Below are 13,731 nucleotides of genomic sequence, written 5' to 3' on the forward strand. Positions count from 1 at the left end.
GGCCGTCGAGGATGATGATTGACATCTAAATGGATGTCAATCATCATCCTCGCGCGCGACGCAATCGTGCGAGATCAATGAGGCATGCGCATGACACGCGCCGGGGATCTTAGTGAGAGAGGCGCCGACGGAATGCTGAAGCGCAACCGCGGCCTTTCGGGGACTGGTTCAGTCGTCCGTGGCGGACGTCGAATCGAACTGCGCGAGCAGGAAATCCTGTACCGTGGCCAGTATCTTTCCCGACAGCGTCGGGTCATCCACCGCCCGCGCCAGGCCAAGCGCGCCAATCATGGCGCTCAGGGCGACGATCGCTCCGGCATCGTGGCCAGCATCGTCAGCCGCGTCCAGCAGCCCGCCGATCGTTCCCAGGCTCTTGCGCACCTGCTCGGTATATAGCGCGCGCGCGCCCTCGTGGGCGCGGCCCATGTCGTTGACCACCGCCGCAACGGCGCAGCCGGTGCCCGGAGAGTCGCGGTGCCTCTTGCTCAGGTACGCCGACACCATCGCCTGGAAGGTGGCTCGCCTGGCCGAGCGTGCCTGGGTGCTTGCGAAAGCAGAGACAAGGGCTTCGGCGACCAACTCGTCGCGGGATTCGAAATGCTTGTAAAAGCCCCCGTGCGTCAGGCCAACCTCCTTCATAAGGTTGGCGATGCTCAGCCCTTCCAGGCCAAGCTCGCACAAGCGTTGCGCGGCAACCTCCACGATGCGCTCATGCGTCTGCTGCTTCTGCGATTGCGAATGCCCCATTCCTCTTGCGTCATTTGATGGTTAGCGGCCGAGGTGGCCGGTGCCGGCTGATGATAGCACCCGTTCACCCCTGAATTTCTGCCAGTTTTCGCGGGATGGGCGCAGCTCGCACGGGGTCAGGCCTGCATGCGATGCAACGCGCACAGCTTGTTGCCATCCGGATCGCGCATGTAGGTGAGATACAACGCCCCCGGCCGGGGTGTCGGCCGACCGGCAGGCAAAGCCGACGGTGCCACCGTTGGCATGGGTGGCCGGCCTCCCTCAGTAGCACATGACCGCCGCGCTGGAGCTGGAAGACCGCCTGCTGCCCGCGCTGGCGCTGCTGCGCGACACCCTGCGCGAGCGCGCCCATGCCTTTGCCGACGTGCTCAAGATCGCGCGCACGCACCTGATGGATGCCGTGCCCATGACCATGGGCCAGGCCTTCGACGGCTTCACCGCCCAGGTCGATCACGCCATCGAGCGCGTGCGTGACGCCCTGCCCCGCATGCTGTTGCTGCCGCAGGGCGGCACCGCGGCCGGCACCGGCCTGTTGCGGTGACCGCGCTCAACCCGGTGCTGGGCTACGACCGTGCGGCGCAGATCACGACGCTTGCCGTTGCACAGGGAATTTCGCCGCGGGAAGCAGCGATTGCGCTGGGATTGCTGAGCGGTGAGGAACTTGACCGGCTGATGAACCCGATGCGTCTGGCGAAGGGGAACCCATAGGCGTCAACCGCTGCGGCGATACTCACGGTCGCGAAATTGCTGATCACTTAGTCGTCTGCTTTCGGCCAGGAGCCGTCATTCACCGCTATGCTCGCTGGCCCCGCAGCCGGAACGCCGGGTGCGCCAGGGGCTCCTTGCTTTGTGGCCGGTGTGCGCCGTAAAGCGCAAGCGGCTCTTCACGCGTGCGGCCAAAAAGAGACAGCCCTGCACGTCCGGTCGGCTATCATGCGAATCCTCTCCGAAGTAGCTCCCTATGATTTCCGTCCGTAATGTCACGCTGCGTCGCGGCGTCAATGTCGTACTCGACCGCGCGTCCGTCACCTTCAACCCCGGCGAAAAGATTGGTCTTGTCGGCCGCAATGGCGCCGGCAAGTCGTCCTTCTTCGGCCTTCTCAACGGGACGCTGCACGAAGACAGTGGCGAGTTCTCGATTCCCGCTGCCTGGAAGATGGGCCAGGTCGCGCAGGAGATGCCGGAGACCGAGCAGAGCGCGACCGACTTCGTAGTCGAGGGTGACACCGTGCTGTTGGCCGCGCAGGTCGAAGTAGCCGCCGCCGAGGCCAGCGACGACGGCATGCGCATGGCGCACGCCTACATGGCCCTGCACGACGCCGGTGCACACGATGCCCCCGCACGTGCTCAAGCGCTGATCCTGGGCCTTGGCTTCAGTGCTGCGCAGCTCAGCCAGCCGGTCAACAGCTTCTCCGGCGGCTGGCGCATGCGACTGCAACTGGCGCGCGCGCTCATGTGCCCATCCGACCTGCTGCTGCTCGACGAGCCGACCAATCACCTCGACCTCGACGCGCTGGTCTGGCTGGAAGCCTGGCTCAAGCGCTATCAAGGAACCCTGGTAGTGATCAGCCACGACCGCGAATTCCTCGACGCGGTGACGCAGGTGACGATGCACGTCGACAACGCCAAGCTCGTGCGTTATGGCGGCAACTACAGCAAGTTCGAAGACATGCGCGCTGAGCAGCTCGTATTGCAGCAGGCCGCGATGGCCAAGCAGGCGGACAAGATCGCCCACCTGCAGAAATTCATCGACCGTTTCAAGGCCAAGGCCTCGAAGGCGAAGCAGGCGCAGAGCCGGGTCAAGGCGCTCGAACGCATGGAGAAGATCGCACCGGTGCTTGCCGACGCAGAGTTCAACTTCGAGTTCAAGGAGCCGCTCAACGTCCCGAATCCGCTGTTGTCGATGCTGGACGCGAGCTTCGGCTACCCGGCACCGACCGGCGCACTGCCGGGCACGCCGCCCACGGTCATCGTGCGGGGCATCAACCGTTCCGTGCTGGCCGGGCAGCGCATCGGCATTCTCGGTGCCAACGGCCAAGGCAAGTCCACGCTGGTGAAGACGGTGGCGCACGCGCTGGCGCCGATTGCCGGCGAAATCAGCGAAGGCAAAGGGCTGAATATCGGCTACTTCGCACAGCAGGAACTCGACGTGCTGCGCCCGCTCGACACGCCGATGGAACACATGATCCGCCTTGCCAAGGACACGCCGGCGCACATGCGCGCCCCCGGCCAGAGTGGCACCGAACAATCGCTTCGCACCTTCCTCGGCACCTTCAACTTCAGTGGCGACATGGTCCATCAGGCGGTTAGCACGATGAGCGGCGGCGAAAAGGCGCGGCTCGTGTTGTGCATGATCGTGTGGCAGCGCCCCAACCTGCTGCTGCTCGACGAGCCTACCAACCACCTCGACCTGGCCACACGCGAAGCGCTAGGCATGGCGCTCAACGAATTCGAAGGCACAGTGATGCTGGTCAGTCACGACCGGGCCCTGCTGCGCGCCGTATGTGACGAGTTCTGGCTGGTCACCAAGGGCGGCGTCGAGCCCTTCGACGGGGATCTGGACGATTACCAGCAGTTCCTGCGCGACGAAGCCCGTCGCATGCGCGAGCAGCCTGCCGCAGAGGAGAAGGTCATCGCCTGAAATGCTGGGACAATGGGCAGGCGTGACCTTCACAGGATTCAGCGTGAAGGTCGCCATTGAGCGCCTCGAGACTGATTCGAACTCCGGCGTCGAGATCGATCAAGAGGGTTCGCTGTCCGAATCCAATAAAGAACTTCTGCGGGGCGCGGTGCGGGAATCGCCCGTTGCCAAGACCTTGTTCAAGCAGGTACGAAAGAATAGCCAGTCCAGTCCGGGAGTTTCACGCATGAAGACTTCCCCGCGAGATGAGTGCACGTGGCATCGGTGGCGGCCTCGAGCATCGTGTCGAAGGACACAGCCCCGCGCAGAATGATGCGCTGGTCAAACACAAGGAGAGGCGCGCTGCGCGCAGCGTAGGCCAGTGCCGCTTCCTGGTCCGCCCGTAATGCCGCCTCGGCACAAGCCATCATCTGATCGTTTGCGACGACACTCCGCTTGACCCCCACGCTTTTCCCGATGCGCATCAGGACATCCGCCTCATCGATGGAAAGCCCTTCGAGCCAATAGGCGCGCATCACGGCCCGGTGAAATTCTGTTGCGCGACAGCCTGACCATCACCTTTGACAACAAGCAACTAGTGTGGCGCTTCAGCCTCGTGGCGCTGAACCGCTCGCGTGCGGTGTCGCCGGCGGGCTTGGCCGAGGAGATGACCGCCGCGGAGGGCGTGGTCCGCTTCAGCATCATCCCCGTGCGCAATTGAGCGGGCCTTCGTGCCCCTTGTCCGAGTTTGACCCGGTTGTTTCCACATTACGCAGCACTTCTCGGTCAGCGCATTGACCGGAAAGCGGCACGCACCTCGGCGCTGAAGAGCTCCGCGTTGCCCGCAGGGCAACGATCTCGTGCAAAGATTGCTGTTCCTCGAACGAATTTTCCAGCCAACAATCCCCCTCACAACCGATTCTCGTATCTACGCGAGAAGGTCTAAGAAAGTGGAGGACGACATGCAAGACCGAGGACTACCCCCCGTCAAACGCTGGATGGCGCTTAGTGCCGCCATCCTGGGAATTACGCTGACCAGCGCGCCGGCGTCCGCCGCCGACGCGTTTCCCACCAAGCCGATATCGATGCTGGTCGCATTCCCGCCGGGGGGCCCCGCTGATGTTCTGGCGCGGGCCATGCAGCCGGCGATGGCCAAGGCGCTCGGCCAGCCCGTGGTCATCGAGAATCTGCCCGGCGCCGGCGGCGCGCTGGCAGTGCAGCGGCTGCTGAGCCGTCCGGCCGATGGCTACACGCTGATCATGGGCTCGCCCAACGAGGCCATCCTGACGCCGCTGGCGCTCGCCAGCGCCAAGTACAAGTCGGAGGAGCTGGCCCTGCTGGCGCCGGTCTCGAACCACCCGCTCGTCGTGATGACGCGCAGCGACCTGCCGTACAACTCGCTCGAACAGATCATCGCGGCCAGCAAGTCGGCAGGCAGCAAGAGCCTGACCTTCGGCAATCCGGGCTACGGGACCATGTACCACATCGTCGCCGAATACATGGCTCAGCTGACCGGCGCCAAGATGCTGCAGGTGCCGTACAAGGGCGCCACGCCGATGCTGGCAGACCTGACCGGTCGCCAGATCGACATGACGATACTGCCAAACCTCGGTGCCTCCACGCAGCTGCTCGAAACGCACAAGATCAAGGCGGTCGCAGTGCTGGACACGCAGCGCATGCGAACGCTGCCCGATGTGCCTGCCATCTCCGAAACCAGCGTCGCGCGCAAGTCCGAGTTCGTTTATTCGATCTGGCTGGGCGTCATGAGCAGGGCCGGCATCCCGGCGGAGCGTGCCCGCGTATTGATGGACGCCTCGCAGCAAGCGCTGCGGTCGCCCGAACTGATCAAGGCGCTTGAGCTCTCCGGCGTGCAGCCGATGAAGCCGCAGACGCTCGAGGCCTCCGCGAAGTTCTATGTCGACGAGACCGAGAAGTTCAGGAAGATGGCCGCCTCGATCAAGCTGACGCCGCAATAATTCCACCCGTCACGGCCGTTCCCATGGCGGCGCCGGCGCTGGCGTCGCTGGCCCCGCCTCGTTCCAGCATCCCGTTCCAAGGAGGTCTTCCTTGAATATCCTAGTTGCCGGTTTCCAGCACGAAACCAATACGTTCGCCCCAACCATGGCCACCTACGAGAGCTTCGTCCGTGGCGAGGACTTTCCCGCCATGGTGCGCGGCGAGGCGATCTACGACCTGCTGGACGTGAACCTGCCGATCAGCGGCTTCATCCACCACGTTCGCGAGCACGGTCACACCGTCACGCCGGTGATCTGGGCGGCTGCCGGTGCCTCGGCCCACGTCACGACCGATGCCTACGAGCGCATCGCCGGCGAGATCGTGGAGGCGGTAAGGACGGCCTCGTACGACACGATCTATCTCGACCTGCATGGCGCCATGGTGGCCCAGCACCTCGACGACGGCGAGGGCGAGTTGCTGGCGCGCATCCGTGCCGTGGCCGGCCCGGACATGAAGATCGTGGTCTCGCTGGATCTGCATGCCAACGTCACCGAACGGATGCTCGCGCTGGCGGATGGGGTGGTGGCGTATCGCACCTATCCGCACGTGGACATGGCCGCCACCGGCAAACGAGCAGCCGAGATGCTGCTGGAGTTGTGCAGGCGGGAGACGCGCGCGCACCTGGTGGCACGACGCGTGCCGTTCCTGATACCAGTCAACAGCATGTCCACGATGATGCAGCCCGCTCAAGGCATCTACGGCCTGCTCGAAGAACTGGAGCGGCAAGGCGTGCTGTCGCTGTCGTTCACACCGGGCTTTCCCGCGGCCGACTTCGCCGAGTGCGGTCCCGTGGTTTGGGGGTACGGCTTCGACAAGGCCCGCGTCGAGCGGGCCGTCGACGCACTGTTCGCGCGCATCTGCGAACCCGAGAGCCAGTGGGCCGTGCAGTTCGAGGAGCCGGATGCAGCGGTGCAGCGTGCCATGCGGATCGCGCAAAAGGCCACGCGGCCAGTGATCCTCGCGGACACGCAGGACAACCCGGGCGTCGGCGGCGATGGCAACACCATGGGCATGCTGCGTGCGCTTCTCAAGGCCGGCGCGCAGGACGCCGCGATCGGGATCATCTGCGATCCCGCCGCGGCCGCGGCCGCGCACCAGGCTGGTGTTGGCGCGAGGATCGATATTGCGCTTGGCGGCTGCCCACAGGTGAGCGAGGATGCCCCGCTGCGGGCGACCTTCGAGGTGGAGGCGCTGTCCGAAGGCAAGTTCGTCTACGGCGGACCGATGATGCACGGCAAGGCTGCCAACATGGGACCCATGGCGCGACTGCGGCTCGACGGCGTGCTCGTTGCCGTTAGCTCGACCAAGGCACAACTGCTCGACCGCAACATGTACCGCGCGGTCGGCATCGATCCGGCGGGGATGAAGATTCTCGTGAACAAGAGCTCGGTGCATTTCCGCGCCGACTTCGCCGCGATCGCGGAAGACATTTTCGTGGTGCGTGCGCCCGGTCCGTTCATCGCCGATCCGGCGGACCTGCCATGGCAGCATCTCAAGCCCGGCATGCGCCTGAAACCGAACGGTCCGGCGTTCGCGCCGGCGCCGCGAATCTACGACAAGCTTACGCAGCTCGGCATCGAACTGCCCAAGGCTTCGGGCCCGGCGGCGGCCTATGTGCCGAGCGTGCGGTCCGGCAAGCTGATCCACGTGTCCGGCCATCTCTCTCGCGTCGATGGCCAGGTTCGGATGGGCCGCTTTGGCGACGACCTGCGCACCGCCGACGGTGTCGCGGCGGCCCGCCTGGTTGCCATCGACTTGCTCGCGACGCTGCACGCCGCCACCGGCGACCTCGATTCGATCGTGCGGATCGTCAAGCTCACCAGCCTCGTCCATTCGACAGCGGACTTCACCGAGCAGCACCTCGTGACCAATGGCGCCAGCGAACTGCTCGCCGAGGTGTTTGGCACGCGCGGCCAGCACGCGCGCAGCGCGTTCGGCGTGCCGCAGTTGCCGCTCGGCGCCTGCCTGGAAATCGAACTGATCGTCGAGGTCGCCTGATTCCATGCGCGGCCTGAAAGGCGCCAGCAACGCATGTTCACCGGCACGACTGCCAGGTCGCCGGAAGCAAACTCGGGAGTGGCCGAATCCGGGGGCGCCTCACAGCAACAGCGTTTTAGCGCCCATATCGAGGAATCGCTTGATAAGAACGTGATCGTTCCACATCGGTCGAACGATGGCCGATGTCGGGCGATCCGGCTCGGCAGCCACCGCCTGGAGCGAAGCATCGCGGGGGCAAGGCCGAGGGAAACTCCATCACCGAAGATATTGGTTCCAGCCGGGTCACGGCCAACTTGGCGGACACGCTCATCGACGATACCGTGCGGATTGGCGACCAGACCTGTGTCAACATGGTCAGTGCGTGCTCGACCAGTTGCTCGCGGACGGGAGAGACCTCTTGATGCGGCCTGCCTGCTCAGACCGGCAGAGCCTGCGCAACTAGGGTAATGAGCGAACCGCTTACCAGGCAAAGCCCAACCCATCCGGTCAGGATCAGGGCACTGTCACGCAAACTCATGATGAACTCCAGGAAGCGGGCGAAGCGCAGCATCTGCGGCTCCCCCCGTTTTTTGTCAGCGGGCGCCGGCAACCAGGCCGGCCGGTACTCAGGCCCGGGCGCCGTCGGTGTACGGGTCGAAGCTGCGGGCCGGTTCAGCCGAGACACCGCTGCGGTCCAGGCCAGCCACCGTGCGGGCACCGTCGGTGTAGGGGTCGAACTTGCCGACGCGCGCGCCATCGGTGTACGGGTCGAAGCTGCGCGCCGGTGCAGCCGAGACACCGCTGCGGTCCAGGCCGGCCACGGTGCGGGCACCATCGGTGTACGGGTCAGTCTTGCCAACGCGGGCGCCTTCGCTGAAGGGGTCGAACTTGCCGATGCGGGCACCGTCGGTGAAGGCATCGGCCTTGCCCGCGCGAAATTCGTAGCCGTACTTGTCGGCGGGCACCGTGCCGGCCTGGGCGGCACCGCCCACGAAGGCGGCGGCAAGGGTGGCGGCGGTGATCAGGGTCTTGGCGAACTTGGTCATGATGAGCTCCTAATTTGGCGATGTTTCGGGATCGCTTGGATCGGTATCATTGGCTGCTGGCAAGTCGCTCTTGGTGCCGCTATCTACTGGTAGATAGATAACCGGGCCCAAAAAAAAGACCGCCTCCGGTATTGCAATGGCCCCGCTGCCTGTCGGCTTCCTGCTTCGTTTGCCGGTAGAGCAGCGGATCCACATGTCAGATACTATCTACTACTAGATAGATAGTCAAGGGAATTCTTTCCTATCGGCCCGATAGCTCCCCGGTCGGGATTCACGGCAACTCCGGCGCAAATTGCTCACCCTTCAAAAGGTTCACCGTCTTGACGGTATAGGGCAAGTTCAGTTCCTCGAGCGCGACGCTGATCTTGCGTCCGTTTGGCGTATTCCAGGTGTGCAGCAGGATACTCATGAGATGCAATCCTTTAGATCGGGAGCGCCGACTGGCACGCTCCGCGCCGCTGTTAATCAGATAGCCAGATTAGTGGGATTCCGGCTTCGAGCACCCAACGCTCGCCCCTGGCTAATTCGCGGTACCTGAGCGGGCAGGCGCATGCGATGCAACCGGCATCTCCGCGCTGATCCGGTGCACGGCAATGCCCTCTATCGCATCCAGTGGCTCGCGCCAAGGGGCACGCTCGAGCGCGCATCGCGTGTCCTTGTACCCCGCCATCCAGCGGCGCTCGATCCCGCAAGTGGAGAAGTCGATATCGCGGTTAATGTCGTTGCCGTCGAGTTGCGGCGCGTCAAGCTCGACCACCTGCATGGTCGTCCCGCACCCCCAGCCGAGCAATTCCTGCACGGCGGCCTGCTCGCGTTCGCTGTCTGGAATGTGCTTGCCCAGCTCGCGGATGACATGCCGCAGGCGGTGGATTTGACGCTGCCGCTCCAGATGGCTTTCCGCCCGGCTGGAGTATTGGATATCCCGCAGCCGGCTCATCACCTGCCAGATGGAGCCGGGCTCCGGGCCGCTGGCAGGCCAGAGCTGCACGGCGAAGATTAGCGAACTGCGGCGCGGGCGGTCATCGAGAACCGCTTCGAGGGGGGTGTTCGAATAAATGCCGCCGTCCCAGTACGGCTCGCCCTCGACCTGCACGGAGGGGAAGCCCGGCGGAAATGCCGCCGAGGCCATCACGTGATCGACGTTCAGCGGCGCGTCACGGTTCGTGAAATAACGCATGCGGCCGCTGCGTACACTGACCGTTCCAACCGTCAGCCGTGTCTGCCTGTCGTTCATATAGTCGAAGTCGACCAGCCTGGACAAGGTCGCGCGCAGCGGCAAGGTGGAGTAGAACGCCGCCCTGGCGAGGCCTACGTTGGCACGCATGCCAAGCCACCAGGCGTCGGGAGCGGGCGTGAAAAAAGACGGAATACCGCGGGTTGTGACCGCCAGCACCCGCATCCAGTCCTCGAATTCCCGGAAGCTGCCGCCCCCCGCGCCTGCACCACGATAGGCAACGTCGTCCCAGAACTGCTTGAGCCGGGACAGGCGCCGCCCTGGCGGATTGCCGGCGATGATGGCCCCGTTGATCGCCCCGATTGAGGTACCGATCACCCACTCTGGCTCGAGACCGGCCTCGTGCAGGGCCTGATAGACGCCCACCTGGTAGGCGCCAAGCGCGCCGCCTCCTTGCAGTACCAGAACGACCTGCCCCGGTAGCTCCCCGGACGGGGCTTCAGCTTGCGCTGGCCGACTGCCTGGTGCTCTTGCCTTCTCGCCCATTGTTCCCTCCCTGCTTATAGGGACGCCAACTGTTCGCCAGTATCGCGCTACTTGTCATGTCCGGCAATCGCCGCTTTGACCGGACGTAGCGCGAACGCGGTCCCACCGCGTGACAAGGAACAGTGAGCGCAGCCTGGCAGCACGGGAATGCTGCTGGCCAGGCGGCCGGCATGTCTGGCGGGAATCATTCAGCCAGCGGCTCGCGGCTGAATGCTTCGAACTCGCGGGCGAGGCTCTGCGCCGCCTGCCTGACCAGCGCGGCGCCTTTTTCCGGCGTCGCCAGTCCCGGGTCTGAGCCGATGCGGCCGTCGGGATAGCGCGCGCGGAAGTCCAGCGCTTCGCGGATCGGGCCTGAGGGGGCGATCTTCGGCGCATAGTCCGCATATTTCACGGCATCGGGAAAGGCCCACTGGGTGATCGCGATCTCGGACGGCGTGGCGTGCGAGCCATGGCCCGTCGGGAACTGGTCGCGCGCCAGCTCGCCGACGCCCTCCAGGTCCCACCAGTTGCAGAGCTTCAGTGCGAATCCCGCGCGGCGCCTGCCGAAGCTGGCCTCGGCATAGAGCTCGGAGAACGCGGCATCAATCGACGCCACATTGCCGCCGTGGCCGTTCAGGAACAGGATCCTCTCGAATCCGTGCACCGCCAGCGAACGAACCCAGTCCCCGATCGCCGCGATAAAGGTCGACGGACGCAGCGAGATGGTGCCCGGAAAGCCGAGGTGATGCTGGGCCATGCCGATATTGAACGTCGGCGCCACCAGGATGTCTGCACCCTTCTCCGCTTCATGCGCAATGATCTCCGGACACAGCCAGTCGGTACCCAGCAGCCCGGTCGGACCATGCTGCTCGTTCGAGCCGATCGGGACCACGATGGTGCGGTTGCGCGCCAGGTATTGCTCGACCTCCCCCCAGGTTGAAAGATGTAATCGCATAGGTACTCCTGTCTTGGTCCGTGCGCCGGACGTGATGGATGGCGTTGTGTCCCGCGGCGCGGGATCACCGTTTCGCGGGAAGCTTGTTGGCGAGGATGATCATGGCGGCCAGCAGCGGCAGGCAGGCCATCAGCAGCACGCCGAGATGGAGGTTGCCGGTTGCCGTCTTGGCCCAGCCGATGATCGCGGGGCCCCAGAAGCCGCCCGACAGCCCGATGGTATTGATCAGCGCGATCCCGCCGGCCGCCGCCGGGCCCTTGATGTATTCGGCAGGCATGGCCCAGAACACCGTGTAGGCCATCCAGAGCCCCATGGTGGCGAGGGTGAGCAGCACCAGCGACACGATCAGGTTGCCATCCGCCAGGATCGATGCGGCCAGCAGCGCGCCGGCAGCCAGCGCCGGTATCGCGCTGTGATAGCGCCGTTCGCCCGAGCGATCGGACTTGCGGCCCATGTAGTACATGCCAAATGCGGCAGCGACATAGGGCACCGCCGAATACCAGCCCAGCTGCACCGTATCGTCCACGCCCTGCGCCTTGATCATGGTCGGCAGCCAGAAGCTGATGGCGTAGATGGTCGCAATGATGCAGAAGTACGCGAGGGCGAGCACATAGACCCTCACATCCTTCGCCACGGCCATGAAGGAATGCTTGTGCGCGGCAGCGGATCCGAGTTCGGCTTCAAGCAGCCGCCGCTCCTGCTCGCTGAGCCACGCAGCTTGCGCCGGGCGATCCGGCACCAGCCGCAGCGCGAGCATGCCGAGCACGATGCACGGCAGGCCCTCGACGAGAAACATCCACTGCCATCCGGCAAGGCCGGCATTGCCGGCGAGCGCGGTCATCAGCCACGCCGAGACGGGGCCACCGACAATGCCGCCGATCGGGCCCGCCAGAAAGACGATGGCAATGGCGCGCGCCATGCGCTGCGGGCCATACCAGCACGACAAGTAGTAGATCATGCCAGGCGCGAAACCAGCCTCGAAGATGCCGAGCAGGAAGCGCATGGCATAGAACATCGGCACATTTTGCACAAACATCATGCAGGCGGACGTGATGCCCCACAGCACAAGGATGCGGCTGAACGTCTTGCGTGCCCCCACCCGCGGCAGCAGCAGGTTACTCGGCAGCTCGAACAGCACATAGCCCAGGAAGAAGATGCCGGCACCGACGCCATATGCTGCATCGGAAAAGCCCAGGTCGCTTTGCATCTGCAGCTTGGCAAAGCCGATGTTGACCCGGTCCAGGTAGGCGAACAGGTAACAGACCAGCAGGAAGGGCAGCAAGCGCCAGTTGATCTTGCTGTAGAGCGCGGAGGCGTCGTCGACGGTGCTCGAGGTTGGGATAGCTAGCATATGCCTGTCTCCGGGTGGTTACGTACCGATGGCCTTTTTATGGTGCTGATATTGGCAGCGGCAGGGATGCCGGCAAAGAGCAACTAAGTCCACGGTCCGTTCCCTTTTGGGCAACACCGCTGCCGGGGGCAACGCGAACGCCCATCCCGCGGTCTTGCTGGGCACCGCGCTGCACGTGCCGGGCAAGGGAAACCGGGTTCAGGTATCGTTATCGCTCGGCCAACAACGCGTTGAGCAGGCGGTTCGACATGCGAGAGATCAATCAGCAGCGGCTGCGGTATTTCCGTGAAGTGCTGGCGCACGGGACCATCCGCGGGGCTGCCGACAGCCTCAACACTTCGCCGTCGGTAATCACCCGGCAGATCCGGTTGCTCGAGGAAGAGCTCGGCGCGACGCTGTTCGAGCGCGAACCGCGGGGTCTGAAGCCGACCGCGGCGGCCACGCACTTGCTCGAATTCTGGCGGGGCTATCGTTCGCACCAGGAGAAGCTCGAGGACCAGTTGCACTCGCTGAAGGGACTGCAGCAAGGCGAGGTCCGGCTGGTGCTGAGCGAGGGCTACGTGGACCTCCTGGTCAACGAAGTCCTGGCGCAATTCTGCGCGCGCTACCCCAGGCTGGATATCCGCATGGACATCCTGGCAGTGGATGGCGTGCTCGAGGAAGTCGCGGAAAGCCGTGCGCATATCGGCCTGGCCTACAACCCGCCACCGCATCCGCGCATCGAGTACCGTGCGAGCGCCCCGCAGCCGGTGGTGCTGCTGGTCCGCCCCGGCCACCCGCTGGCCCTGCGCGGCGGCGCGGCCAGCATCCAGGACCTGCTGGCCTATCCGCTCGCGATGATGCCGGCATCGTTCGGTGTCGGGCATGCATTAAGCATGGTCGAGTTCGCCGAGAACATCTCGATCCGCGCAACGCTGGTCAGCAACTCGCTGACGGCGCTGAAGCAGTTCGTTGCCTACGACCATTACATGACGCTGATCGGTGAGTTCGCTGCCTATCGCGAGATCGCGGCGGGAACGCTTGCCGTAGTTCCGATCGATCACCCCTTGTTCCTGGGCACCCAGGCCAGGCTGCTAGTGAAGGCCGGCAGGCCGTTGCCGGCGGCCGCTCTCGAACTGCTGGACCACATCACCCTGCACATGTCGATGTTCGCGCGCCACGACGCCGGCGGGGATGGCCGGTAGCCCTGCCATCCAAACCGCCGCCGCAAGATCATTGGGGCTCGCCGCATTTCACTTGTTCCGCCGCATTCACAGTGCGTGGCGGCTTGCCGGCCCCCGGGGATCGATTCGCGCTGCCTCAGTAGTCGGCCAGGCGTTT

The 13,731-nt window shown here is 64.7% G+C and carries 13 protein-coding genes and 4 pseudogenes; 8 read left to right on the forward strand and 9 right to left on the reverse strand.

The genetic code is table 11. The annotated features are described in order from the left end of the window. Positions 1-168: 168 nt before the first annotated feature. On the reverse strand, positions 169-747 hold the full coding sequence (locus tag ACW4E8_RS27475) for a TetR/AcrR family transcriptional regulator (RefSeq protein ID WP_456807394.1): 579 nt from the start codon (positions 745-747) through the stop codon (positions 169-171). A 116-nt stretch (positions 748-863) separates the two neighbouring features. After that, positions 864-1,008, reverse strand: a pseudogene (locus tag ACW4E8_RS27480) (VOC family protein); the annotation flags it as partial. 7 nt (positions 1,009-1,015) lie between these two features. On the opposite strand from ACW4E8_RS27480, the pseudogene ACW4E8_RS27485 reads away from it, so the two are divergent. The 3 genes and pseudogenes from ACW4E8_RS27485 to ACW4E8_RS27495 form a co-directional block, all read left to right on the forward strand. Continuing rightward, positions 1,016-1,279 (forward strand): annotated as a pseudogene (locus ACW4E8_RS27485) (lyase family protein); the annotation flags it as partial. Positions 1,280-1,284: 5 nt separating this feature from the next. Continuing rightward, positions 1,285-1,455: a hypothetical protein gene (locus tag ACW4E8_RS27490; protein WP_456807395.1), complete on the forward strand. Its 171-nt coding sequence runs from the start codon at positions 1,285-1,287 to the stop codon at positions 1,453-1,455. 253 nt (positions 1,456-1,708) lie between these two features. Next, complete coding sequence (locus ACW4E8_RS27495) at positions 1,709-3,388, forward strand: ABC-F family ATP-binding cassette domain-containing protein (RefSeq protein WP_456807396.1); 1,680 nt, start codon at positions 1,709-1,711, stop codon at positions 3,386-3,388. Positions 3,389-3,567: 179 nt separating this feature from the next. On the opposite strand, the gene ACW4E8_RS27500 is transcribed toward ACW4E8_RS27495, so the two are convergent. Continuing rightward, entirely contained in the window at positions 3,568-3,903 is a 336-nt protein-coding gene (locus ACW4E8_RS27500) for a hypothetical protein (protein ID WP_456807423.1), read from the reverse strand. A 20-nt stretch (positions 3,904-3,923) separates the two neighbouring features. Between ACW4E8_RS27500 and ACW4E8_RS27505 the strand changes: the two genes are divergently transcribed. From ACW4E8_RS27505 to ACW4E8_RS27520, 4 genes and pseudogenes are all read left to right on the forward strand, one after another. Continuing rightward, positions 3,924-4,088, forward strand: coding sequence for a hypothetical protein (locus tag ACW4E8_RS27505; protein WP_456807397.1), 165 nt, complete (start codon positions 3,924-3,926; stop codon positions 4,086-4,088). Between the two features lie 241 nt (positions 4,089-4,329). Further along, positions 4,330-5,343 carry a tripartite tricarboxylate transporter substrate binding protein gene (locus ACW4E8_RS27510; RefSeq protein ID WP_456807398.1) on the forward strand — a complete coding sequence of 338 codons (1,014 nt, stop codon included), beginning with the start codon at positions 4,330-4,332 and terminating at the stop codon, positions 5,341-5,343. Positions 5,344-5,434: 91 nt separating this feature from the next. Continuing rightward, on the forward strand, positions 5,435-7,381 hold the full coding sequence (locus tag ACW4E8_RS27515; protein ID WP_456807399.1) for an Atu1372/SO_1960 family protein: 1,947 nt from the start codon (positions 5,435-5,437) through the stop codon (positions 7,379-7,381). Positions 7,382-7,617: 236 nt separating this feature from the next. Beyond that, positions 7,618-7,737: pseudogene (locus tag ACW4E8_RS27520) on the forward strand (cysteine synthase A); the annotation flags it as partial. A 59-nt stretch (positions 7,738-7,796) separates the two neighbouring features. Here ACW4E8_RS27520 and ACW4E8_RS27525 read toward each other — a convergent pair. From ACW4E8_RS27525 to ACW4E8_RS27550, 6 genes and pseudogenes are all read right to left on the reverse strand, one after another. Beyond that, positions 7,797-7,931 carry a hypothetical protein gene (locus ACW4E8_RS27525; RefSeq protein WP_456807400.1) on the reverse strand — a complete coding sequence of 45 codons (135 nt, stop codon included), beginning with the start codon at positions 7,929-7,931 and terminating at the stop codon, positions 7,797-7,799. Positions 7,932-7,986: 55 nt separating this feature from the next. Continuing rightward, on the reverse strand, positions 7,987-8,406 hold the full coding sequence (locus tag ACW4E8_RS27530; RefSeq protein WP_456807401.1) for a copper resistance protein CopQ: 420 nt from the start codon (positions 8,404-8,406) through the stop codon (positions 7,987-7,989). Positions 8,407-8,686: 280 nt separating this feature from the next. Further along, positions 8,687-8,815 (reverse strand): annotated as a pseudogene (locus tag ACW4E8_RS27535) (glutathione S-transferase); the annotation flags it as partial. A 111-nt stretch (positions 8,816-8,926) separates the two neighbouring features. Then, a complete protein-coding gene (locus ACW4E8_RS27540) occupies positions 8,927-10,126 on the reverse strand; it encodes a patatin-like phospholipase family protein (RefSeq protein WP_456807402.1) in 1,200 nt (399 codons plus the stop codon). Positions 10,127-10,310: 184 nt separating this feature from the next. Beyond that, positions 10,311-11,060 (reverse strand): creatininase family protein, encoded by a 750-nt coding sequence (locus tag ACW4E8_RS27545; RefSeq protein WP_456807403.1) that lies wholly within the window; start codon positions 11,058-11,060, stop codon positions 10,311-10,313. Positions 11,061-11,124: 64 nt separating this feature from the next. Then, a complete protein-coding gene (locus ACW4E8_RS27550; protein ID WP_456807404.1) occupies positions 11,125-12,411 on the reverse strand; it encodes an MFS transporter in 1,287 nt (428 codons plus the stop codon). Between the two features lie 248 nt (positions 12,412-12,659). On the opposite strand from ACW4E8_RS27550, the gene ACW4E8_RS27555 reads away from it, so the two are divergent. After that, positions 12,660-13,595 carry a LysR family transcriptional regulator gene (locus ACW4E8_RS27555; RefSeq protein WP_456807405.1) on the forward strand — a complete coding sequence of 312 codons (936 nt, stop codon included), beginning with the start codon at positions 12,660-12,662 and terminating at the stop codon, positions 13,593-13,595. Positions 13,596-13,731 lie beyond the last annotated feature (136 nt).

The sequence above is a fragment of the Cupriavidus sp. CP313 genome, assembly GCF_054072015.1.

Excerpts from the sequence above, each read along its gene's own strand:
- ACW4E8_RS27475 (WP_456807394.1), bottom strand. The coding sequence starts at position 747 with ATGGGGCATTCGCAATCGCAGAAGCAGCAGACGCATGAGCGCATCGTG.
- ACW4E8_RS27495 (WP_456807396.1), top strand. The coding sequence starts at position 1,709 with ATGATTTCCGTCCGTAATGTCACGCTGCGTCGCGGCGTCAATGTCGTA.
- ACW4E8_RS27500 (WP_456807423.1), bottom strand. The coding sequence starts at position 3,903 with ATGCGCGCCTATTGGCTCGAAGGGCTTTCCATCGATGAGGCGGATGTC.
- ACW4E8_RS27510 (WP_456807398.1), top strand. The coding sequence starts at position 4,330 with ATGCAAGACCGAGGACTACCCCCCGTCAAACGCTGGATGGCGCTTAGT.
- ACW4E8_RS27525 (WP_456807400.1), bottom strand. The coding sequence starts at position 7,931 with ATGCTGCGCTTCGCCCGCTTCCTGGAGTTCATCATGAGTTTGCGTGAC.
- ACW4E8_RS27530 (WP_456807401.1), bottom strand. The coding sequence starts at position 8,406 with ATGACCAAGTTCGCCAAGACCCTGATCACCGCCGCCACCCTTGCCGCC.
- ACW4E8_RS27540 (WP_456807402.1), bottom strand. The coding sequence starts at position 10,126 with ATGGGCGAGAAGGCAAGAGCACCAGGCAGTCGGCCAGCGCAAGCTGAA.
- ACW4E8_RS27545 (WP_456807403.1), bottom strand. The coding sequence starts at position 11,060 with ATGCGATTACATCTTTCAACCTGGGGGGAGGTCGAGCAATACCTGGCG.
- ACW4E8_RS27550 (WP_456807404.1), bottom strand. The coding sequence starts at position 12,411 with ATGCTAGCTATCCCAACCTCGAGCACCGTCGACGACGCCTCCGCGCTC.
- ACW4E8_RS27555 (WP_456807405.1), top strand. The coding sequence starts at position 12,660 with ATGCGAGAGATCAATCAGCAGCGGCTGCGGTATTTCCGTGAAGTGCTG.